This window comes from Bdellovibrio bacteriovorus, from assembly GCF_041888015.1.
Taxonomy (GTDB): Bacteria; Bdellovibrionota; Bdellovibrionia; order Bdellovibrionales; family Bdellovibrionaceae; genus Bdellovibrio.
Genome location: NZ_CP168968.1, coordinates 726,951 through 749,273 on the forward strand (window position 1 = coordinate 726,951; position 22,323 = coordinate 749,273).

Consider the following 22,323-nt stretch of genomic DNA (forward strand, 5'->3'; position numbering starts at 1 on the left):
TTGAAGCTGAGTGAGGTCTTCGGGACCGAAAACCGTTTTCTGCTAGGATGTTGGATTGCTGCTGTCACTTTGGTGGTTGTGCTGGGACTTTTCTTAAGCTCTGACCCTGTGAATATTCTAGGGGTGGCCGAATCCCGGGAGTTTCAAGTCAATTTTGACAGCCCTGTGGAGATCAAACATATCTATGTACTTCCCAGTCAGATTGTAAAAAAAGGTGATCTTCTGGCCGAACTTGGACAGTCCGAATGGGATGCTCAGCTGCGTGTTCTGAAAAGTCGTTATGACAAGCTGAATGCAGAAATGCGTTTACGCCGCGAAATTGCAGGCATTGCCAAGGACCTGGGGACCTCGGTTCCCAATGGGGCCGATCCTTTGCTTGTTGATCTGGAAGACACCAAACGCGAAATGGATCTGATCGAAGGTCGTCTGAAAAATCTTTTTGTGTTTGCCGAGGTCGATGGTGCGGTGGGGGCTGTTAATTTCAAAAGTGGCGAGAAGGCCCCGTCATTTGCGCCTTTGATCACGCTGCTGCCACTAAATCCAACTTATGTGAATGGTTATGTGAACGAAAGCCTGAACTCTTCTTTGTCTGTAGGACAGCCGGTGGAGGTTGTTTCCAGTGGCGGAAAGACAGTTCGAGGGCATGTGATGAGTGTGGGATCTCGGATAGTCCCGATCCCGGAGCGGTTGTTGCGAATTCAAACCTTGCCCGCATGGGGCCGCGAAGTGGTTATTAAGATTCCTCCGACCAATGGCTTCCTGCTGGGGGAAAAGGTGTCTGTGCATAAGAGCTGGGGTCTTTCTTTTGTCAACTTGGCTCAAGCCGACGAGCCGGTACCAGAATCAGTAGAGCAGCTGCCTCAGGATTTGGAAATGCCAGCGGATATTCTGACACAGTTCCGCCCCGAAATGTCAGGGATGGTCTTTGTGCCGGAACTTCGTCAATTTGTTTTGGTTTCTGACGACTATCCTGAAGATCGTCCGGTTCTTTTTCTAATGAATGAACAGGGGCAGGTGCAACCCCATCAGATTGCGATTGCAGGGCTGGATCAGATGCAGGATATCGAGTCGGTTTCTCTGCTTGGGGACCGGCTGTATCTCATGGGGTCGTTGTCTCGCACGAAAAAAGGCAAGCTAAAACCAGCCCGTCACCTGTTTGCGAAAGTACGTCGCAATGGATTGCGCTATCATGTGGAACAAACTATAGAGCTGCGTGAAAAGATATTGCAGGCATTAGCTCATTCAAAAGAGGCAGTCTTGCGTAAGATTGCAACTCTGGATCAACAAAATCCCAAGGGCGGTTTTGAAGTGGAAGGCCATGCCATCGAAGGGGAGGATCTGTATCTGGCCCTGAAAGGTCCAGCGTTATCCATGAATAAAGGCTTGATCCTTAAAGTGGATGATTTTCAGGAACTTTTTGAGGATCGCCCGGTGGCTTCGGATCGGGTTCATGTCGCAGCGGAATTTGAAATGAAGCTGCCAAATCTGAATGTCGAGTCTGTGGTTACTGATCTGGTCAAGGTGGGGGATAATTTTTATCTCGCCTCCAGTTGCCGAGGGGCTTCGTGCAGTGCGGTCTGGAAAGTGAAGGCCGGACAGTCGCAGGCAGAGTTGGTTCGGGATTTTTCTTACCCTCATTTGGAGGCCTTGGCTTTGCAGCCGGACAGCAAAAAATTATTTGCGGTGTTTGAGGCAAAAACCGGCGGACGGTTTGTGGTGATGCCCACAGTAGAAAAAAGGACACCCTGATGCTGTGGTTGTTGTGGCACTTATTCTTTTCTTTGCAGTCACAGGCGTTGACGGCAGAGCAGGTCTTAAAAACGGCCTGGCAGGATGAAACTGTGCTGTCGCAGGAACAGATGCGTTCTACAGATTCGCAGAATCCTTTAAGAAATGTGGAAGCCTTTGCTTCCGTGGAACGTGAGGACCGGAAACGGGAATATGAAGTCGGACTGAAGTTTCAGTTTCGTTCGTGGCCCGAGTGGAAGTTGGGTTCCAGTGCTGAGACGCAAAAGCAGATTGTGAAAGAGGCTTCCTTGGCCTGGGCGCTGCATGAACGCTATGTGCATCTGATCTCTTTTGAAATCACCCGACAGAAGAAAGAGGCCTTGCAAAAGGTGTTGAAGCTGTCGGACAGCTATCTGAAAGCTCAGGGGCTTTCCCTGCGAGCTGGGCGCAGCACCAGTAAATCATTTCTGGGGGCGCAGTCTGATATTTACAAGCTGAAACGTCTGGAAAGTGTTGTGGAGCAGGAGCATCTGGCGGTTGTTCAGAAGATCAAACAATGGGCCCCGGATTGGAATGAAGGGATCATAGCCGACTTTGATATGGTGGCGGTGGACGACATCCTGGATGCAGTCAGTTCCCAAAAGATCCATGAAAGCTCCTTAAGTGCGCGTCTGCTGCAGGCCGAGTACAAAGATTTGGGGAAAGAGCTGGAGATATTGCGTGCCCGGGAAAATCAATGGATCAAGGGGATGGATGTTTCGCAAAGCCGCAAAGATGAAGAAATTGGCTATAAGGTTGGGGTTAGCATTCAACTTCCCGGATTGGGGGCAGATGATCTGTCTCGCCAGAAACAAAATGAATTAGTTTTAAAAAGAGCCCTGAAGTTGAAAGAGGTCACCGGCAGCCAAGATCGTCTGCAAAGTCTTCGCAACCATATTCAGAATTTAGCCAGCTTATATAAGATGTCCAAAGCGGGGTTTGTGATGAGTCAAAAATCGCGCGGGGCCGATACGCTGACCGAACTGGAAAATCGCATGTCTTCGGAACAGGCCCAGTTGGATTTACTGTCCCAGCAGCAGGAAATCTTGGTGCTCTATGTGGAATACCTTCTGGAAAACGAGCGGTTGAGCGCGGAGCCGGCACGCAATTTTTTAAGCCGAACTTTGAAAACGGTATCCTTATGAGTGGCCCCGTTTCACCCTTGGCGCTGGAGCGCTATGAGTTGAAGTACCTGATTCCTCTTCAACTGGTAGATCCCATTTCTCAGTTCGTCGAACGCTATTGTGAAATGGACTATTATTCGCAGGTTTCGCCGGATCTGTTTTATACTATCAACAGTCTGTATTTAGACACCCCCAGCCTTTATATCCTTCGCTTTAAGGAAACAGCCAACGCGTTCAACTTCAATATGCGCATTCGTTCTTATGGCGAATGCCCCAAGCCTCCCTATTTTTTTGAGATCAAGTACAAGCTCAGGGACTTTGTCCGAAAGAAAAGGGCCAGGGTGGACTCTCAAGACTGGATGGACATTCTGGAATGGGGACATGTTCCGCCAGAGATGGAAGCAGGTTCACGGCATAATCTGGAGAACTTTCTTTTTATGAAGCAGACCTATAACGTCGAACCGGTCATACTGACCCAATATCGTCGCAAGGCCTATTTGTCTGTGATTGATGACTATGCCCGGGTGACTTTTGATCGGGATCTGCGCTATCAGGAGATGAATCGTTGGTGTGTGACTCCGGATGAAAGAAGCTTGTGTCATTATGATCATCCGGATTCGTTTGAAGAGCCCGGATGCAATGTCATATTGGAACTCAAGTGCGAGAAGAAGATTCCTCTTTGGATGATCGATTTGATTCGCTACTTCCAGTTAGAGCAAGGGGCCTTTTCCAAGTTTGGTAACTCTATGCAAACGCACTTGCAGCTGCCGGAAGTCTTAAGGCCGGGTGGGCTCTACTAGCGATGGATCAAAACTTTGCTCAGGAAAGTGCGGGTTCTTTCGCTCTCGGCGGAAGAAAAGATTTTTTCCGGTGTTCCTTGTTCGACAATTTGGCCTTGGTCCATAAAGAGGATGCGATCACTGATCTGGCGAGCAAAACCCATTTCATGGGTCACCACAACCATGGTTTTTCCTCCATGGGCTAGTGACTTGATAACATCCAGAACTTCCCCGACCATCTCGGGGTCCAGGGCAGATGTTGGTTCGTCAAAAAGCATTACCTGCGGTTCCATGGCCAGGGCCCGGGCGATAGCTACGCGCTGTTGTTGTCCTCCGGACAACTCATTCGGGTAAGAATGAGCCTTTTCCGCAAGGCCCACACGGGCCAAAAGCTCCTGTCCCTTGGCTTCGGCTTCCTGGGCCGAAAGACCCTTCACTTTCATTGGGGCCAGCATGATGTTTTCCAGTGCTGTTTTATGCGGGAACAAATTGAAACGCTGAAAGACCATGCCCACGTGGGCGCGAAGTTTGTTCAGATCCGTTTCCGGAGAGGTCACACTAAAGCCATCGACCTCAATAGATCCGCCTTGAGCTGTTTCCAGAGCATTGATACAGCGAAGAAAGGTGCTTTTGCCAGAGCCGGAAGGGCCGATCACGCAGACCACTTCGTTGTCCTTGATCTCGCAAGAGACATCTTTCAGAACCTGCTTGCTGCCGAAAAATTTCTGCAAATCACGAACTTTGATCATGCGGCTTGATACCTTTTTTCAAGGCGGTGAACCACGAAAGACATCGCCAGAGTGATAATCAGATACAGAACTGAGATAAACAGATAAGGCTCCCAGTAACGGGCATAGGCACCTGCGGCGGTGCGGGCGGCATAGGCCAGCTCGGCCAAGCCAATGGCCGACACCAACGAGGAGTCCTTTAACAGCGTGATGGCTTCATTTCCCAAAGGGGGCAGCATACGTCGGAAGGCCTGTGGGATAACAATGGACTTCATTGTGTGGAAATAGCTAAGCCCTAAAGAGCGGGCCGCTTCAAATTGCCCACGGTCAATGGACTGAATTCCAGCCCGGAAGATTTCGGCAATATAGGCCGCAGAATTTAAGCTCAAAGCCAAAGCTCCAGAGATCAAGGCGCCATATTCACGTTTCAAGTACAAAGCCCATTCACCCTGAATCAGAAGGCCGTCATCGGGGTGAATCAGCAGGGGCACCAGGGCAAAGTGAATCAGAAGGATTTGCACGAAAAGAGGCGTTCCACGGAAAAAGCCAATATAGATCTGTGAAGGCAGACGAATCAGAAGTTGAACGGGCCATTTCCACAGACCACGCTCGACTTTGGCAATTTTCCCCAAGCCCAGAAAGAGCCCCAAAAGGGTTCCGAAGAAAATACCAATAGCAGTCAGGATGAGGGTTGTACGCAGCCCCTGCAAAAACAAGGGCCAGTATTCGATGATAATATCAGTACGAAACCAGGCGAACATCAGTTCTTCTTTTCCCCGAAGTATTTTTTATAAATGCTTTCGTAAGTGCCGTCGGCTTTGATCTGGCCAAGGCCTGAATTGATTTTTTGCAGAAGTTCGGTATTGCCTTTTTTCACTGCAATACCATAGGACTCTTTTGAAAAGCTGGTATCAGAAAGTACTTTGAAGTTCTTGGGATTATTGGCAAAGAAATTATTGATAACACCGTTGTCGGCGACAACCGCATCGACACCGCCATTAATCAGTTCCTGCAAAGCCAGAGGCGTTCCCTCAAAGCGTTTGACACTGGCGCTGTCGCGGCCCAGGAGTTGGGTGACAACCGTGTCGCCGGTCGTGCCGATCTGAACACCGACTTTCAGTTTTTTCAGATCTTCAAACTTGCTGACCGTGGACTTGTTCGGGATCGCGATCAATTGAACAGCTTCAAAATAGGGCTCAGAGAACTCCATGGACTTTTTGCGTTCGTCGTTGATCGTGATGGCAGAGATAAGGATATCACGGTCTCCGGAATCCAGTTGATTGAACAGGCCTTCCCAAGGGGTGTTCACCACCTGGATTTTTAGACCGGCTTTGGCTGCGACCGCTTGGATAATTTCGATATCAAAACCGCTTAAAGTTCTATCGGCATTTTCACTTTCGAAGGGGGCATAGGCGGCATCGGTGCCCACGATGAGTTCTTTTTTTGAAGAGGATTTTTCCGCAGGAGAGGAGATCGACTCCTCCTTTTTCTGGGTGCATCCGAAAGAAGCTACAAGAAGGAAGCTGGTCAAAAGAAGCGCGAGTCTGGTCATAGCGATCTCCATTTAGGCTCACTTGACCATCGCTTCCATCTTGAGTCAAATATCATTTCAGGAGTCATTGATGAAAACGGTATTGGCCAAGATCTTGGGTTCTCTTCTTCGCAGTATTTTTGTTTCTGTGGTCATGTTCGTTATCGTTTTTTCTGTTATTACCAGAGAGTTCCCACCGAATTTTTCGAAACTGCAGAACTCCTGGCAGAGTTTGCAGAAGATGGCCCAGTTGAGTCGACAGATTCACGACCAGCATCAACTGCTCAAAGGACAACAGTCCGCAGGGGATGGGTTTGTTGAAGACGCAGATCTGGACAAATTGCAGGAGTTAAATCTGCGCCGGGCTGAATTAGGGGCAAATCTTTTAAATGGCACAGTTTCTGGTTCAGATTCTTCAGCAGAGGACCGGGCCCTAAAAGGGCGGGTCCAGGAATTGGAAAAGCAGCTCTTCAAATTGCAACAGCGAGTGAACGAGTTAGAGGCGAAGTGATCTGGACGTTCGTCGGGATCTGAATCAAACCCTAAGTCCTGTATCAGGGTGGGGCACTTGCCCCTTGATCTTTTATTTTTCACAATGATTCAGTGGGATTAGAAATATCAAAATTGAAAAATATCAAGATGTTGGTCCTCGATGTGGATGGCGTTTTAACGGACACTCGCTTGTGGTTTGATGGCAAAGAATGGCGTCGATTCTTTTCAATTCGTGATGGCGTTGGCATCAAACGCCTGACAGAAGCGGGTTACAAGATTGCGGTCATCACGGGCAGCAAGGCGGAAGACATCCGCGCGCGCGTTAAATCCCTGGGAATTCATTACTTTTACGAAGGCGCTCTCGACAAAGAGCCCTCTTTCTTACAACTGCAGCAGGAATCCGGCATCTCTACCAGTGAGATGGCCTATGTCGGCGATGACATTTTCGATATTCCGATGATTCAGGCAGTGGCCTTTGGTGCGACCGTCCCCGAAGCGGTGGACGAAGTTATGGAAGTTGCTGATTACGTCACTCGCAGACCAGGCGGTTGCGGGGCAGTTCGGGAAGTTTGCGATTACATTTATAAATACGGTGCCTTTTCATCGGGTAGGTAATACATGCTAAAAAATGGTTTCAAAGCCGCGCTCATCATAGTCCTTGCGTTGATGCTTCATAAGGCCGCCTTTGCTGCGGAAGTTGTGAATCTTCCAACTGAGGAACTGGCGCAAGAGTCCGTCCTTCCTGTTTTCGACAAACCCGTCAGCGTTAAGAACCGCAACGTGGTGACTCAAGGTCGATTTGAAATTGACGGCTTTTATGGCTATGCGATGACAGAGCCCATTGCCAATGTCAGCAAGCTGGGTCTTGGTCTTTACTACAACTCCAGTGAGCACCATGCCTGGGGTCTTCTGATTGCCAAAAACTTCTCCGGTCTTTCCAGCTATGCAGAGCAACTGCAGACTCAGTTCCCGAATGTGGAATATGGACCGGCTCCTTATCCTGAAATGACGATCATGGGAGACTACAATCTCAAGGCTTTCTACGGGAAGATGAGTTTGACCAAATCAATTGTTTTCAATACCCAGTTGTACGGGTCGCTTTCTGCAGGTGCGGTAAAATACGTCCACAAGACTTATCCGGCGGTAGCGTTCGGAATCGGCCAGAAGTTCTATTTCACAAAACAATGGGCCTTCCGCTTTGACTTGCGCTTGTATGCGCATCAGGCTCCGATTCCATTTATCGCAAACTCTGGATCGAATCCACCCCCTCAATATAGTGCTTATCAAGAACGCGTTACTTACACGACAAACCTGGATGTGGGTTTGTCTTATTTGTTCTAAGAGGAGCTGACAGATGTTAAATAGAAAAATCTCTTCTTTGTTACTGCTGCTGACTCTGCTGGCTCCGGGGCTTTCACAGGCTCAATCAGAAGGTGAAGAGCTGGACGTTATCGAGATGGAGCTTGAAAAAGAGGCTCCACGTCCGGCCATCACTAACTCAGTGCCCTCCTATCAGGAAACGTCTCCGAAAGACAATACACTGACTGATTTCTCAGGTCTGGGTGGTTTGGCTCCTTTTCAGGAAATTTCCGTTATTCAAAAACGTTTCCTTCCTAAAACGGGCCGTTTCCAGTTGTTCGGAGGTCTGACAACTGTGACCAATGATCCGTTCTTCCTGACGTTCGGGGGCGTGGCGAAAGCCAGCTACTTCATGAGCGAAAGCTGGGGATTGGAACTAAATTACTTCGGTTTGACGACCTCTAACCGCCAAGGAACTGATGAGCTGAGAGAGATTCAAGGGGTTTCCACTGAAAACCTTGTGTATCCAAAGTCTTTCATCGGGGCTGATTTGATGTACATTCCGGTGTACGGAAAAATGTCCTGGTTCAATGAAAAGATCATTCCGTTCGATCTGTATTTCTCTGCAGGTTATGGAACGACGAACACTCAGTCTGGCGAAAATGCCGGAACCATTCATCTGGCGACGGGTCAGATCTTTGCCATCAGCAAAGCCTATGCCTTGCGCTGGGATTTCAGTTGGAACTTCTTTAACGCCAAAGGCATCGACGGTTCGACAAACTCTTTCAACAACCTCTTCCTTACCGTGGGTATGAGTTGGTTCTTCCCGGAGGCTAGCTACAGATGAAGAAATTATTACTACTCCTGATTGCAGCAAGTATCGTGACTCCGGTTATCGGGGATGCGCAACAGCGAAAGACGTTGAAGAAGCAACCTGCGCGCAGCTCGGCTGTGCCGGGCAACTCCCGCGAAGCGACGCTCAGAAACCAACTGAGCAATGCTCTGCGCATGGCGCAAGGTGGGCAGTATGAATCTGCGGCTAATGCCTTATTTTCGCTGAGTCGTCGCTCTGAACTGACTGCGGAACGACCTCAGATCAAGTACATCCTGGGAACTATGTTGGTCGAGCTGAAGTTGTACCAAACAGCGGCTTTCCAGTTTGTGGATGTGATTCGTATGAAGCACCCAAAATACTCCAAGATGGCCATCGAAAAGCTGTCTGTGGTGGCCGATACACTGGGTGATGATACGATCCTGAATTATGCGGTTTCCCGTGTGGACTTGAACGACTTCCCAGCAAACCTTCGTGACATGATCAATTACCGCTTGGGTGAAATTCGCTTAAGAAACCGTGATTTTGCCAAGGCGGCAGAGCTCTTCGGTAAAGTCAGCTCAACCAGCAGCTATTACTTCCAGGCTTTGTATTCCAAAGGCTTGGCAGAGCTTGAAGCCAACCAGACATCTTTGGCCATTGGGACCTTTAATAAGATGCTCGATGCTCGCCGTAAGGCTCCAGTGACTGACACGAACAAAGTGGCAGCTCAGATGGGTCTGGCGCGTGCATTGTACCAAAAGCAGGATTGGGATCTGGCTGTAGAAGCTTATTCCCAGGTGCCGCGTGATACCCTGATGTGGCATGACGCTGTCTTTGAACAAAGCTGGGCGATGCTGCGCGGGGCGCGGTTCCGTTCGGCATTAAGTAACTTCCAAACTCTCCACTCGGCATATTACGAAGACTTCTATATGCCGGAGAGTTTACTTCTGCGCGCCATCGTTTACTTGTACATCTGTAAGTACGACGAGATGGAAAAAGTCCTAAGCTTGTTTGAAAAAACATATGGACCGGTTCGCGCGAAGATCGGGGATTTCCTGAAGTCCACCAACGAGGCGGGTTCCTTCTATAGTGAGATCGAAAAAGCCCACTTGATGAAGACAACCGACAAGTCCGCGAATCTTCGTCTTCCATACATTGTCCTCAGAAATGTTCTGGATCAGGGGGATGTGAAGCGGTCCATGAATTATCTGGAAAAGCTGACTCAGGAAAGACACCGTGTGGAATCCAACTCCTCTTTCCGTGCGTCTCCGTTGGGCCAGTATTCCCTTAAGATTCTCGCAAATCGCAGCAAGAACACCAAGTTTGCCATTGGCGATATGGCCAAAGCCCACTTGTTGAATATGCGCGTAGAACTGCGTGATCTTTACGAGCAGGCCGGATTCATCCGTTACGAGATGATCACGGGTCGTAAGGAAAGCATCAAAAAGAAAATTGCCGGTAAGGACATCAGCGGAGATCAGATCGACGAAAACGTCAACCGTAAGTTCTATATCGAAAATGGTTATGAGTACTATCCGTTCCAAGGCGAATACTGGCTCGATGAAGTTGGAAACTACCACTACCTTGGAAAACAAAGCTGCGAGTAATATATGAAATTCAACAGGCATCAACTTCTTGTCTCAGGATTTTTAAGCTTTCTTCTGGCGGCGCCTGCAACGCAGGCCCAGACGAAGACGGTGAAGACCACCAAAACTGTGAAGAAAAAGACAGTCGGTGAACTGTTGTCTCAGGCCAGCGAAAGCAGCCGGGGCGGCAAGGTGCAGATGTCCAAAACGGACACGTCCCTGCCATCCACGAACATGGGCTTTAAGCAGGATGTTCAGAATTACAATCTGGAATCTGTAAAGCCGCCGCGCTCTTCTGAAATCATGGAAAGAGACGCCGGTGGTGGTAATAAGGCCGAATATGAACGTGTTCTGGATCAGCAGATCCGTGAACTGTATAAGCTGACACAAAAGTTCAAATCCAGTCCGAACCGCGGGGAACTGTGGTTGCGTCTGGCGGAATTGTACGTTGAAAAAGCCAGCATCATCGATTCTCGCAAACAGGATGAATACGATGCCAAGCTTCGTGCCTTCCAGGCCGGTAAAACCAAAAGCAAACCGCGTTTGGATACGGCGGATGCCCGCGAATATAATAAAAAAGCCGTTCAGCTTTATGAATGGTTCCAGCGCGACTTCCCTCGTGATGAGAAGATGAGTCAGGCCCTGTTCTTCCTGGGTTATAACTACTTCGAGCTGGGGGATGTTAAAAAAGGGGCTGAGTACTACGAGCGCCTGACCAAGGGTTATCCGAATTCACCTTTTGTGGGTGAAGCGCACTTTGCCCTGGCAGAGTATTACTTTGAAAATGAAAAGTGGGCGAATGCTTACAAAGAGTATTCCCACCTGATCAAAGAAAAGAAACATCGTTTGCACACCTTTGCTCTGTACAAGGGTTCTTGGTGCTTGTTCCGTCTGGGCAAGGTTCAGCAGGCGATGGGCTATCTTGAGTACATCATCAAAGCGGGCAAGGCTGAAACTGGGGACCAGTTGGCAAGCCGTATGAAGGTCAATCGCAACCGTCTTGAAGGTGAAGCTTTGCGTGATATCGTTGTCTTCTATGCGGAAGGCGGCGATCCGAACAATGCGGCGAACTACTTCAAGAATCTGGTTGGCAATAACTACAGTCCATACCTGGAAAAGCTGGCTTATCAGTATGCCGACCGCGGTAACAAAGACGGTTCTCGAGAAGTCTTTAAGCTTCTGATTTCTCAAAATCCAACGGCACCGAAGGCCTTTGAGTACCAATACCAAATTGTTCAAAACTATTTCTATGCGAAAAACACCCAGCGCTTTAAAACCGAGCTTTACGGCTGGGTGAAGGACTATGATTCGTCCGGTGCTTGGTATGCCGCGAATAAGAACAACAAAGAGCTGGTGGAAAACTCGTACAAGCTGCGTGAAACCACGCTGCGTAACTATGTTTTGCAACAGCATCAGACCGCTCAGAACTCCCGGGCGGCGTTCTCTCAGACACAGGCTTATGAAGGTTACCAATTGTACCTTCGTGAATTCCCGGATTCTGCCAATGCCGCGGACATGCACTTCTACTTCGGTGAATTGCTGTACGATATGGCTAAATATGATGAGGCTGGGGCTCAGTACAAATGGATTGTGGACAATGCTCCACAAAGCAAGTTTTACGGCAAAGCCGCACAGAACTTGATTCTTTCTGTGGAAAGATCCATTCCATCTGATCAGGAAATGCAAAGACGCGTGGGTGAGTCGACGGACCCGGTTCCTTTGGAGCCGAAGGTGGATCGCTTCATCAAAGCGGGTCAGTGGTATGTGGAAAAGTTCCCGACATCCGAGAAGACCCCGGAAATCAAATTCCGTATCGGTCGTCTTTACTATCAAAGCAATCACTTCGATCCGGCAACCACTCAGTTCCGCGAGATCGTAAAGCAGTATCCTAATACCAAGCAGGCGGAATATTCCGCGAACTTGCTTTTGGATATCTACAATCTGCGCAAGGACTATGCGGGACTGGAAAAAACTGGAGCCGAGCTTTTGGCTGTTCCGGGCATTGCTTCCTCCAAAGCCGGCGCGGATATCCGCGGCGTGATGGAAAAGGCGTCCTTCAAACGTGGTCAGGATCTGGAACTTGAAAAGAAGTATGCAGACAGTGCCCAGGTGTTTGAATCCTTCGCAAAACAGAATCCGAAGTCCAGCCTGGCAGCCACGGCAGCCTTTAATGCGGCCGTCAACTATGAGCGCGCCGGGATGAATGGTCCGGCTATTGCGTCTTATCAGGGTGTTTTGAACTCCAAAGATCCGGCGGCAGATAAGTTAAAACCGAAATCCCGTCGTTTGTTGGCAAAACTTTATCAGGATTCCGCTCAGTTTGAAGAAGCGGCGAAGCTTTACAAGCAAGCCGCCCAGGAAAGTCCGACAGATCCGTTGGCTCCGAACTTGCTGTTCAACGCCGCAGTTCTTTATGAAGCCTTGGGTAAGACGGATGAAGCGATCCGGGCCTATACGGATTTCACCAAGATTAATAAAAAGCACAGCGACAACATTGAGGCTGTGTACAGTATGGCGCAGATCCATCGTAAAGCCGGTCAAACCGGGGCTGCGATTGCCCGTTACACCGAATATGTGGAAGGTGGCGGTCGTGATCAGGAAAGAGTGGTGGAGAGTGCCTACTGGGTGTCCGAGTTGTCGGCTCGTCAGCGTGCCACAACCCGTGCTCAGGAATGGAAGCAGAAGACTTTGGCTATCCAAAAACGTTTCGCACCAAATAAAAAAGGTGTCGGTGCCTCTTATGCCGCCAAGCTGAAGTTGAGCGATGCGGAAGACACTTATAAGGAAATGAAGGCCATCACATTCCCCAAAGATCCAGCCAAACAAAAAGCGGCTGCCGACAAGAAGGTCGCTTTGCTGACTCGCTTGACGGGGGAATTGGCAGAAGTGATCAAGTTTGACAGCGCCGAAGAAATCGTCAGCTCCCTTTCGATTCTGGGCGATGCCAACTTAAACATGGGGCACTCAATCCTGAATGCACCATTGCCTGCCGGTCTGAATGCCGAGGAGACGAAGCAGTATCAAGCTGGTGTTGAAAAGTTCGCGGAACCGTTCAATGTGAAGGCTCGTGAAAGCTATAAAGCCACTGTGGATCGCGGTCTGGAGCTGGAAGTTTATAATGCCGGCTTTAAATCCGCTTATGAATTTATGAATAAACTGGATCCGAAAAACTACTATAACGGTGGCGAAGTGGGATCTGACATTCGTCTAGTGAATTGGATAGGTCAATAATGAAAAAGATCATCACCTGTTTTTCTCTGTTGGCTTTGGCGGCTTGTTCATCCAGCCCCACAAAGGAAACTAAGGAAGAGACCAAGACTTCGACAGTGTCCGAGGCTCCGCGCGCGGAAGTGGACGAATTCAAGGATCTGGAAAAAGTAGAGCCGGTTCGGCCGGTGACACCTCCGGCGCCGTCTCAGTACGCTTCGTTGAATGAGGCTATCAAGTCCCAGAGTGACGAGAAAATTTATCAGGCGTCCACGCAGATTCTGACTCAGTCTCCGAATGATGCTCGCGCCTTGAATGCACTGGCGATGTACCACTATAAGCGCAGTCGCTTTGATCTGTGCCGCTATCTTCTGGGGAAGGCGATCACTGCCAGCCCTAAAACTGCGGAACTGTATTCAAATATGGGCATTGTTCAATTGGCGCAGGGTGAACGCCGGGATGCAATCAAGTCCTTCCGCAAGGCACTTGAAATCAACAATGATGAAGCGGTGGCTGCGGCTAATCTGGGTGCTATTTACGTCCAGGAACGCGACTACAATAAGGCCAATGTGGTTTTGGAAACAGCTTATCGTAAAGGCGTCCGAGATCCGAGAGTTCTCAACAACTATGCGATTGCATTGACGGCACAAGGCAAGCTGGATCGTGCAGAAGAGCTGTACAAAAACTCCTTGAAAGACAATGCGAACAGCAAGGAAGTGCTTTTTAATTACGCAATTCTTCTTGTGGATCACATGAAGAAGTATCAGGACGGTTTGGAAGTCATTAACAGACTAAAGTTTGTAGGTGGGCCTGCTGATAGCCGTAATCGCATTATTGCTTTGGAAAATAAGGCGAAAGCTGGTTTAAAATAGAGTGAAGGGTCGGGTGAAGACTATGTTGCGATACCTAAAACACATTACAATTTTGCTAGCGGCGCTTTTGGTTTATGAAGTAAGCCTTGCGCAGTCCACGACCCGCAGCACGACCACAACCACAACGACGACGACAACCGCCAAGAAAAAGGCGACATTGAGCTTCGAAGACGAATTGGTTGAAGGTTCGACTCAGAAGCCAGAGCTTTTTTATCTCTTCCAAAAGAAGAATTTCAACTACAAGAGATTGATCAAGTTGAGAGAGAACTTTTTACCCGAGATGAGAAGAACAACAGAGGATATACAGCGAGTTCGGGGTGCTAATTGAGATCGCCGTTAATTTTTAGAATTTTCAAAAACAATCAGCTTGTGGGCGTGAAGCAGTTTGACCAGGATCAGATCGTGGTCGGGCACAACGCTGAAGTGCATCTGGATTTGGACGCCGATGGCGTTTCTCCGATTCACTGCCTGATCGAACTTCGCGATAATGGATGGTATGTCTGTGATTTGGGGTCTTCGCAAGGGACTTTCAAAAACGGGCAGGCTGTGCTGGATGAATCCATCTCTTCTGGGGATGAGATCGAAGTTGGACCTTTCCGCATTGCTTTCTTTGTCGGTGTGCCAAAACCAAAAATGGTTCCTGGCGCAGCGCCAGTGATGGCAGACGAAACCCCGGCACCGATTGTTGAAGTTAAGGTTCCGCCTGCGAAACCAGAACCCTCCATGCCTCCGGCTGCGGTGGTGAAGACTGAGGAAATCAAAGTCACTCCGGTTATCCCCGTGGTGACACCAGTGATCCCAGCGGAAACTGCGAAGGCAGAGGAAAAACCTGTTTTGACATCAGTTCCGGTAAAGCCGGAGATTCGCAAAGAACGCAATTCTTATAAGAAGGTCAAGAAGAGCAAAACCTTTGCTCCGCCGAGTGAAATTAGAAATTTGAAGACTCATTTGAAACCGGGCAAAGGTTCTACAGTAGAAGTGCTTGTTGCTTGGAAAGAACGTGTTCTGACGACTTACCACTTCAAGGGCAATAAGACCATTCGTGTGAATACGGGTGGTGATCAGCAAGTGGCTTTGCCAGAAGGACTGGTTCCGCGCGGTTATGCCCTGCTGGATATGTCAGCCGGCTTGCGTGTAAACACCACCAGTGAAATGGAATCTGAACTGGTGACCTCTTCAGGCACCCAGTATGCGGAAGATCTGGTGAAAACCGGAAAAGCGCAAAAGGGTGGAGCTGGTTACAGCGTGCGGGTTGATCAAAACGAAATGCTTTGTATCACCTTGCCGGGTGGGAATATCTGTCTTTATATCCGTTTCGTGCCACAGGCACCAACGGTTCCAATGTTGCCTCCGCTGATGTTGTCGGGTTCCGAGACGATGGGTGTTCTGATGTCACTCATCATGGTGGGTTTGCTGGCTTTGTATATCTCTGCCACAACTCCCAAGGACTGGCAGGAAAACAAGCAGGAAGAAGTGCAGCGTATTGCTCAGGTGGTTTTCAACAATCCACCGCCAGCTCCGACGCCAACACCGACACCTCCTCCGCCGCAGCCGCCAACGCCGCCACCACAACCAGTGGCGACACCGACTCCGCCACCACCACCTAAGAAAGTGGTTGTTGCGGATCAGAATAAGGATGCGCAGAAGAAAGGTGCCAAGGCTCAGAATGCCGCTGCTAAAAATGAAGTGGCTGCACGGGCAAGTGAAGTGGCTCCGAAACCAAATGCCAAGGATCGTACGAAGAAATTCACGTCCACTCGTCAGGGTGGTGCTGTGAAGACGGGAAATACCGCCGGAGCAAATGCTCAATCTTCGAACAAAGATCTGTCTAAAGTGGGTCTGTTCAGTGCCTTTGGTGGCGGTGGAAGCCGTGCCAATATTGATAAGGCTTATTCTGGAGCCGGTGAAGTTCTGGGGATGGCGGACAAAGCCACGGGGACTTCCGGTTTCAATGAAGACCGTGCCGGTGATGACCTGGGTTCCAAGTTCAAAGACGCCGGAGCCGGCGGTAAAGGAACTGCGACTCAAGGTATTGCCGGGATCGGAACAAAAGGTCGTGGGTCAGGTCAGGCAGCTTATGGTGCGGCTGAAGGCTTTGGCTCTAAAACAACTGTTGCTATTGAAGGTGGCGGGAACGAAGAGTCCTTCGATCCGACTATTGATAAGGAAGCCATCCGTCGTGTGATTCGTTCCAAGTTGAATGAAGTGAAGAGCTGCTATGAGCGTGCTCTGAATACCTTGGAAAAGGGTCGTAAGATGGAAGGTAAAGTGATTCTGGGATGGGAGATCATTGAACGGGGTCAGGCGCGCAATGTGAAAGTGGTTAGCTCCACTTTGGGCAATGGCGAGGTGGAGGAATGTATCCGCCGCCGTCTGGCAAGCTGGGTGTTCCCGGAACCACCGACGGGCATGACTGCAGAAGTTCAGGCGTATCCGTTTGTTTTGAACCAGGCTAATTAAATTTTATAAAGTTTTTTAAGGAGGAGTTCTCGTGAACCCAACAGTTACAGTAGACAACATGAATTTCATCCAGCGTGCTTTCGCTGAGGGTGGTTTCGTCATGTACGTGATCGCAGTTATCGCTATCTTGGCGCTATTTGTGATCATCGAAAGAATGATGAAGCTAAAAAATCTTTCCGTGGACAAAAAGGAGTTCACTGACCAGATCTTCCGTATGGTTGTCGCTGGTGACCTTCGTCAGGCAATCAGCTATTGTGATGCTCGTCCGGCTCCCCTTACAAACACAGTGAAAGCTGGTTTGGTTCAGGCGATGAACAAACGCCCGGATGAAGAAGTGCAAGTGGCCATGGACGCAGCGGTTATGCGTGAAATGCCTAAAGTTGAAGGCTGGACTTCCTTCCTTGCCGTGTTTGGTAACGTTGCGGTTCTTGCGGGTCTTTTGGGTACGATCATCGGTATGATCGGTTCCTTCCGTGCGGTGGCAGCTGCCGATCCGGCAACCAAAGCTCTGGAGCTTTCCAAAGGTATTTCCCACGCCCTGAATTGTACGGCGTTTGGTCTTTTGGTTGCGATCATTTCCATCGTTGCTTACGGTTTGTTCCAGCATCGCATTCAAAAAACTGAAAACGAAGTTGTTGAAACAAGCATGAGTCTTTTGAATCTTGTTGTTGCAAATAGAGAAAAGATTAAAGACTAGTAGAGGTTTTCTATGGCTCACATAGATAGTGGCGATTCCAGCGGCAGAAAAAAGAATATCGAGTTAAATCTCGTGCCTTTCATCGACTTGATGAGCGTTCTTATCACGTTCTTGCTGATCACGGCCGTTTGGACCCAAGTGTCTATGATTCAAATTGGTAGTTCCCTCTATGGGAAGAAATCGGACACGCAGCCAAGCCCGACACCTCCGCCGAATGCCGATGTGGTATTGAAAGTGGATGTGAAGGAAGTTGGTTATGTTTTAACTGTTGGGAAACAAGTCATCAGTCTTCCCATGGTGAACGAACAATTTGATGAAGCAGGTCTTGTGGCGCAACTGCAACGTGTAAAGCAACTGTATCCTGAAAAAGTGGACGCGATTGTTTCGGTTGCAGACGTCATTCCTTATGAACAACTGATTAAAGCAATGGATAACTGTCTGGCTGCAGGCTTTTCAGCGATCTCTGTTGCGACGGGAGGGCCACAATAATGGCCATCTTCAGACCGGGTGAGCGTCATCGCTACCACAATATTTTAAGCAAAAGAAAAGGGAAACGCGACGTGACTGCCTTGCTGTCTTTGACGGCGATGGTGGATATGTTCACGGTTCTGGTTATCTTCCTTTTGCAGAACTACAATGCGACGGGTGAAATTCTTTATATCCCGAAGGAAGTTGTTCTGCCAAAAGCGGCTTCTGTTCGTGAGTTGAAGCCATCCCACGTTGTGACGATCTCCAACAAGGAAATTTTGTTGGACAAAGAAGTCGTGGCGACCTTTGATGAAGTCAAAGGCCAGGAAGACTGGATGATCGCAAAGTTGAAAGACCAGTTGGTGGATGCTTTGCAGAAATCCAAGGCTGAGCAGGACAGCAAACTTCAGAATAAAATTCGCGACGTGGTGGAAACAGCGCGCGGAGAGACTGAGGAAGACCCGAATGCCTGGAGCAAGGTGACTGTTCAGGCCGATAAGGGCGTCGATTTCGGAACGGTGAAAAAAGTGATGTACACCGTCACGGAAGCCGGGGCCAGCGAGATCAATTTCGCTGTTATGAAGCTTCCGCAGGAGTCGACATCAAATTAAGTGAGATGAGTACTAAAAAAGGCCCGAGTGACGGGCCTTTTTCTTTTTCGCTCTATGCAGCCCGGCTAGGCGATCCTTTTTGACCGATCCTGCGGGATAGTTTAAGCTTTCTTTCAGTTATGGGTAAATATAAGAATATTATTTTTCTGGTTCTGCTTCTCGCATTGTTTGTCGAGATTCTTATCATTTTCCCGGCACGTCTGGAGCATGAGGACGAAGCTGAAGTCCGCGCTCGCGTTGAACGTCAAAAAGAAGAAGCCGAAAAGAACAAAGATGCTCCGACACCCTCCACCTTGGCGGAACAGCGCATGGGTGGAGTTCACTTGGTTGAAAGCCAATCCGGCACTCGCGATTGGGAATTGTTCGCCGTTTCCGCTGAAGGGAATCAGGGGGAAGGCACTTGGAAGCTTAAGCAGGTTCGGGTCCTTTTTTATAACCGGGAAAAGGTGGAATTCACCGTCACCGGAGACGAGGGTTCCATTGATTCCAAATCCAAGGATCTGAGTGTTATTGGAAATGTGGTGACGAAGTCCGAGAATGGCTACGTTTTCAAGACGTCATCGATTTTTTATTCTTCAAGGACCCGTAGAATTGAAAGTCCCGAACAGGTTTTGATGGAAGGCCCCAAGGATTCTTCCGGAGCGGCCTTGTTCCTGAAGGGAGCCAGTATGAAAGTGCTGGTGGATCAGTCCAAGATGCTGATTGAAAAGCGAGTGACGGCGCAAAAGCCAATGAAGGATGGAAAGTCCTTCGATATTGTGGCGGATGGAGCAGAGTTCAGTGGCAAAAGCCGCGAGGCCCGCTTCTTGGGGGCCGTTCGCATGAGCTATGATAATATGAAACTGGAAGGACCTGAGGCCTCTTTCATGTATGGCAAAGGCGCAGATATTCTGAGCTCGGTGTCCATCAAAGGCGGGGTTCGAGTCAGTGACGTGGATAAATTTGCGACCGCAGAAAATGTGGATCTGGACCTGCTAGCGAATAAATACACCTTCAAGGGCCGTCCTAAAGTGATTCAGAATAATGATGAGCTGACAGGCGAGGAAATCATCTTTCTCGATGGCGGAAAAAAGGTTAAGGTAGAAAGAGTACGGGCCAAGGTGGAGAATAAAGATCAATGAGCATGCTCACCATCAAAGACATTTCTAAATCTTTCAAAAAACGCAAAGTCGTTGATGGCGCCTCTTTTTCAGTGGAATCCGGCCAGGTGGTCGGTCTGCTGGGGCCGAACGGTGCGGGGAAGACCACTTCCTTTTATATGGTGGTGGGACTGGTCCAGCCGGATGCAGGTTCGATCAATCTGGATGAGGTAAATATCACGCAAGAACCGATGTACAAGCGGGCTCGCGTGGGCTTGAGCTATCTGGCTCAGGAACCCAGCATTTTCCGTAAGCTGACAGTGGCAGAAAATATCACGGTGGCTTTGGAAGCCCACGGCTATTCAGGTGCTCAACGCTCTGAAAAGCTAGAGCAGCTTATTGGTGACTTCCATGTCGGCCATATCAGGGACAGCTATGGTTATGCCCTGTCAGGGGGAGAGCGTCGTCGGGTGGAGATCGCCCGGGCGTTGGCGGGATCTCCGAAGTTCATCCTTTTGGATGAACCCTTTGCCGGGATTGACCCGATCGCGGTCGCCGACATTCAAAATATCATCCGCGAACTTAAGGCCAAAGGTATAGGAGTTCTGATTACCGATCACAACGTGCGTGAGACTTTGGGCATTTGTGATTATGCTTATATACTGAAGGACGGGAAGATCCAGGTCAGCGGAAGCTCGGACGAAATTGCAAATTCCGAATTGGCACGTAAGTTCTATCTCGGCGAAAACTTTAAGCTGTAAAGCTTGTGCGAGGCGATCTGCCTCCAGCTCAGCAGTTTTCTTAGGAAAGGGAAAAATTAATGGCTCTTCGACAGACGATGAACCTGAGCCAGTCTCTGGTGATCACTCCGCAGCTGCAACAGGCGATCAAGCTTTTGCAGATGTCGCGCATGGAGTTGGAATCGGCTGTTCGCTCGGAGCTGGAAGAAAACCCTATTCTGGAAGAGGCAGAGGCTCTGAAAGAAGAAGACCTGCAAAGAGCCAAGGAAGCTGCCAACGAAGTGGAGCATTCCGAGGCCCCGGATCAGCAGAATATTCAGGACCCGCAAAAGCAGGACGAATTCGAGTGGGAATCCTACATCGAAGCCAATCAAAAGCCGCCTCAGTCCGGCATGGCCGGTTCTGAAGAAATCATGAACTATGAGAACATCATCACGGCGTCTCAAACCCTGCACGATCATCTTTACTGGCAAGTTAAAATGAACGGTTTCTCTGAAGAAGAGGAAAGAGCTGCAGACGCCTTAATTGGCGCTATTGATGATGACGGTTATATCAAGGTTCCTCTTGAGCAAATCGCGGAAGAGGAAAAGGTCGATCTATCATTGCTGGAAGACACGCTGACCCTGATTCACGAATTCGACCCGCCGGGCGTGGGTGCTCGTGATCTTCAGGAATGTCTTCTGATCCAGGCCAAACACATGGAAGAAGACACCCATGATTTGGTAACGCTGATCAAAAATCACGTGAAGGATCTGGAAAAGAAAAACTACGAGGCTATTGCCAAGGCCTTGAACCGTGACGTGGAAGATATTGTGGAAATCTGCAAGATTATCTACGCCATGGACCCGAAACCGGGCCGTGCTTTTGTCAGCAGTGACACGCACTATGTGACTCCGGATGTTTACGTTTACAAAGTGGGTGACGACTATGTTGTTTCCCTGAACGAAGATGGGTTGCCGCGTCTGAAGATTTCCAATTTCTATAAAAATATGCTTAAGGGTGGAAAAACCACCGGAGATAAAACTCAAGACTATATCCAGGAAAAACTGCGTTCTGCGGTCTGGTTGATTAAGTCCATCCATCAAAGACAGCGCACGATCTACAAAGTGACAGAATCCATCGTGAAGCATCAGCGCGACTTCTTTGAAAAGGGTTCCGAACACTTGAAGCCGATGGTCCTGCGTGATATCGCCAACGATATCGGCATGCATGAATCCACGGTCAGCCGTGTGACGACAGCGAAATACGTGCATACGCCACAGGGTATTTACGAACTTAAATACTTCTTCAACTCTGGTATCAGTTCTTCTGATGGGGATTCATTGGCTTCTGAGTCGGTGAAAATCAAAATCAAGGACCTGGTCGCGAAGGAAGATCCGAAGAACCCATTGTCTGACCAGAAGATCGTGGATCTTCTGAAGGTGGAAGGGATTCAGATCGCCCGCCGAACGGTGGCGAAATATCGTGATGTGCTGAAGATCCTGCCATCTTCGCAGCGCAAAAAATACTTCTAAAAAAACGCCCTCTGAAAAGAGGGTTTTTTGTCGGTGGAGACTGCCATGGATATAAAAAGCCTTATTCGTGATGTGCCTGATTTTCCGAAGCCGGGGATTCTTTTTCGGGATATGTCTCCGTTGTTGCAAAATGCGGAGGCTCTGAGTTTTGTTTCTCGCAATCTGGTGAAGCGGATCGATCTTGCAAAGGTCGATTATTTTGCTGGGATTGAGTCGCGGGGCTTTATTCTGGCGGCGCACATGGCGGCGACTCATGGAAAGGGTTTCCTGCCCATTCGCAAGGCGGGGAAACTGCCTCCTCCAACAAAGAAAGTTTCTTATGCTTTGGAATACGGTGCTGCGGAAATTGAACTTCCATTGGGTACGGGCAGTATCATGATTGTCGATGATGTTTTGGCCACTGGTGGCACGTTGCAGGCCGCGATTGATTTAAGTCAGGCGGCAGGGTATTCGGTGGAAGGGGTGGCGGTTCTGGTGAACCTGACCTTCCTGAATCAGATGAAGTTTAATAACGAAGAGGTCTTTTCCCTTGTTCAATATTAATGACGTGGCTCT

General features: G+C 49.1%; 22 protein-coding genes. 19 read left to right on the forward strand and 3 right to left on the reverse strand.

From position 1 onward, the window contains the following. The 3 genes from ACES2G_RS03595 to ACES2G_RS03605 are packed head-to-tail and all read left to right on the forward strand — an operon-like array spanning window position 1 to window position 3,691. Complete coding sequence (locus tag ACES2G_RS03595) at window positions 1-1,749, forward strand: HlyD family secretion protein (protein ID WP_374001359.1); 1,749 nt, start codon at window positions 1-3, stop codon at window positions 1,747-1,749. Further along, window positions 1,749-2,912, forward strand: coding sequence for a hypothetical protein (locus ACES2G_RS03600; protein WP_374001360.1), 1,164 nt, complete (start codon window positions 1,749-1,751; stop codon window positions 2,910-2,912). The genes ACES2G_RS03595 and ACES2G_RS03600 overlap by 1 nt, the downstream gene beginning before the upstream one ends. Continuing rightward, window positions 2,909-3,691, forward strand: coding sequence for a polyphosphate polymerase domain-containing protein (locus tag ACES2G_RS03605; protein ID WP_347356998.1), 783 nt, complete (start codon window positions 2,909-2,911; stop codon window positions 3,689-3,691). The genes ACES2G_RS03600 and ACES2G_RS03605 overlap by 4 nt, the downstream gene beginning before the upstream one ends. Here the strand turns inward: ACES2G_RS03605 and ACES2G_RS03610 are convergent. The 3 genes from ACES2G_RS03610 to ACES2G_RS03620 are packed head-to-tail and all read right to left on the reverse strand — an operon-like array spanning window position 3,688 to window position 5,950. Then, complete coding sequence (locus ACES2G_RS03610) at window positions 3,688-4,419, reverse strand: amino acid ABC transporter ATP-binding protein (RefSeq protein ID WP_347357000.1); 732 nt, start codon at window positions 4,417-4,419, stop codon at window positions 3,688-3,690. The genes ACES2G_RS03605 and ACES2G_RS03610 overlap by 4 nt on opposite strands. After that, window positions 4,416-5,159, reverse strand: coding sequence for an amino acid ABC transporter permease (locus ACES2G_RS03615; protein WP_347357002.1), 744 nt, complete (start codon window positions 5,157-5,159; stop codon window positions 4,416-4,418). Before ACES2G_RS03615 ends, ACES2G_RS03610 begins: the two co-directional genes overlap by 4 nt. Then, window positions 5,159-5,950 (reverse strand): basic amino acid ABC transporter substrate-binding protein, encoded by a 792-nt coding sequence (locus ACES2G_RS03620; RefSeq protein ID WP_347357004.1) that lies wholly within the window; start codon window positions 5,948-5,950, stop codon window positions 5,159-5,161. Before ACES2G_RS03620 ends, ACES2G_RS03615 begins: the two co-directional genes overlap by 1 nt. Before the next feature lie 70 nt (window positions 5,951-6,020). Here ACES2G_RS03620 and ACES2G_RS03625 point away from each other — a divergent pair, with 70 nt between their 5' ends. From ACES2G_RS03625 to ACES2G_RS03700, 16 genes are all read left to right on the forward strand, one after another. Next, a complete protein-coding gene (locus ACES2G_RS03625; protein WP_347357006.1) occupies window positions 6,021-6,440 on the forward strand; it encodes a hypothetical protein in 420 nt (139 codons plus the stop codon). 113 nt (window positions 6,441-6,553) lie between these two features. Next, window positions 6,554-7,036 (forward strand): KdsC family phosphatase, encoded by a 483-nt coding sequence (locus ACES2G_RS03630; protein WP_374001361.1) that lies wholly within the window; start codon window positions 6,554-6,556, stop codon window positions 7,034-7,036. 3 nt (window positions 7,037-7,039) lie between these two features. Then, entirely contained in the window at window positions 7,040-7,762 is a 723-nt protein-coding gene (locus tag ACES2G_RS03635) for an outer membrane beta-barrel domain-containing protein (protein ID WP_347357009.1), read from the forward strand. 13 nt (window positions 7,763-7,775) lie between these two features. Next, the gene (locus tag ACES2G_RS03640) at window positions 7,776-8,567 is read left to right on the forward strand and encodes an outer membrane beta-barrel domain-containing protein (protein ID WP_374001362.1); all 792 of its coding nucleotides are present in this window, start codon (window positions 7,776-7,778) and stop codon (window positions 8,565-8,567) included. Further along, the gene (locus ACES2G_RS03645) at window positions 8,564-10,141 is read left to right on the forward strand and encodes a tetratricopeptide repeat protein (protein WP_347357013.1); all 1,578 of its coding nucleotides are present in this window, start codon (window positions 8,564-8,566) and stop codon (window positions 10,139-10,141) included. The genes ACES2G_RS03640 and ACES2G_RS03645 overlap by 4 nt, the downstream gene beginning before the upstream one ends. A gap of 3 nt (window positions 10,142-10,144) precedes the next feature. After that, complete coding sequence (locus tag ACES2G_RS03650) at window positions 10,145-13,351, forward strand: tetratricopeptide repeat protein (RefSeq protein ID WP_374001363.1); 3,207 nt, start codon at window positions 10,145-10,147, stop codon at window positions 13,349-13,351. Beyond that, the gene (locus ACES2G_RS03655) at window positions 13,351-14,199 is read left to right on the forward strand and encodes a tetratricopeptide repeat protein (protein ID WP_347357015.1); all 849 of its coding nucleotides are present in this window, start codon (window positions 13,351-13,353) and stop codon (window positions 14,197-14,199) included. The genes ACES2G_RS03650 and ACES2G_RS03655 overlap by 1 nt, the downstream gene beginning before the upstream one ends. Before the next feature lie 22 nt (window positions 14,200-14,221). After that, window positions 14,222-14,527, forward strand: a complete 306-nt coding sequence (locus ACES2G_RS03660) for a hypothetical protein (RefSeq protein WP_374001364.1) — start codon at window positions 14,222-14,224, stop codon at window positions 14,525-14,527. Next, window positions 14,524-16,659, forward strand: coding sequence for an AgmX/PglI C-terminal domain-containing protein (locus ACES2G_RS03665; protein WP_374001365.1), 2,136 nt, complete (start codon window positions 14,524-14,526; stop codon window positions 16,657-16,659). Before ACES2G_RS03660 ends, ACES2G_RS03665 begins: the two co-directional genes overlap by 4 nt. Window positions 16,660-16,690: 31 nt before the next feature. Then, window positions 16,691-17,356, forward strand: a complete 666-nt coding sequence (locus ACES2G_RS03670) for a MotA/TolQ/ExbB proton channel family protein (protein WP_347357020.1) — start codon at window positions 16,691-16,693, stop codon at window positions 17,354-17,356. A 12-nt stretch (window positions 17,357-17,368) separates the two neighbouring features. Beyond that, entirely contained in the window at window positions 17,369-17,845 is a 477-nt protein-coding gene (locus ACES2G_RS03675; RefSeq protein ID WP_374001366.1) for an ExbD/TolR family protein, read from the forward strand. Continuing rightward, entirely contained in the window at window positions 17,845-18,435 is a 591-nt protein-coding gene (locus tag ACES2G_RS03680) for a biopolymer transporter ExbD (protein ID WP_347357024.1), read from the forward strand. Before ACES2G_RS03675 ends, ACES2G_RS03680 begins: the two co-directional genes overlap by 1 nt. Before the next feature lie 119 nt (window positions 18,436-18,554). Next, complete coding sequence (gene lptC / locus ACES2G_RS03685; protein ID WP_347357026.1) at window positions 18,555-19,556, forward strand: LPS export ABC transporter periplasmic protein LptC; 1,002 nt, start codon at window positions 18,555-18,557, stop codon at window positions 19,554-19,556. Next, window positions 19,553-20,275, forward strand: a complete 723-nt coding sequence (gene lptB, locus ACES2G_RS03690; protein WP_347357027.1) for an LPS export ABC transporter ATP-binding protein — start codon at window positions 19,553-19,555, stop codon at window positions 20,273-20,275. Before lptC ends, lptB begins: the two co-directional genes overlap by 4 nt. 59 nt (window positions 20,276-20,334) lie before the next feature. Further along, the gene (gene rpoN, locus ACES2G_RS03695) at window positions 20,335-21,768 is read left to right on the forward strand and encodes an RNA polymerase factor sigma-54 (protein WP_374001367.1); all 1,434 of its coding nucleotides are present in this window, start codon (window positions 20,335-20,337) and stop codon (window positions 21,766-21,768) included. Between the two features lie 45 nt (window positions 21,769-21,813). Further along, entirely contained in the window at window positions 21,814-22,311 is a 498-nt protein-coding gene (locus tag ACES2G_RS03700) for an adenine phosphoribosyltransferase (RefSeq protein ID WP_347357029.1), read from the forward strand. The last annotated feature ends 12 nt before the right edge of the window (window positions 22,312-22,323 follow it).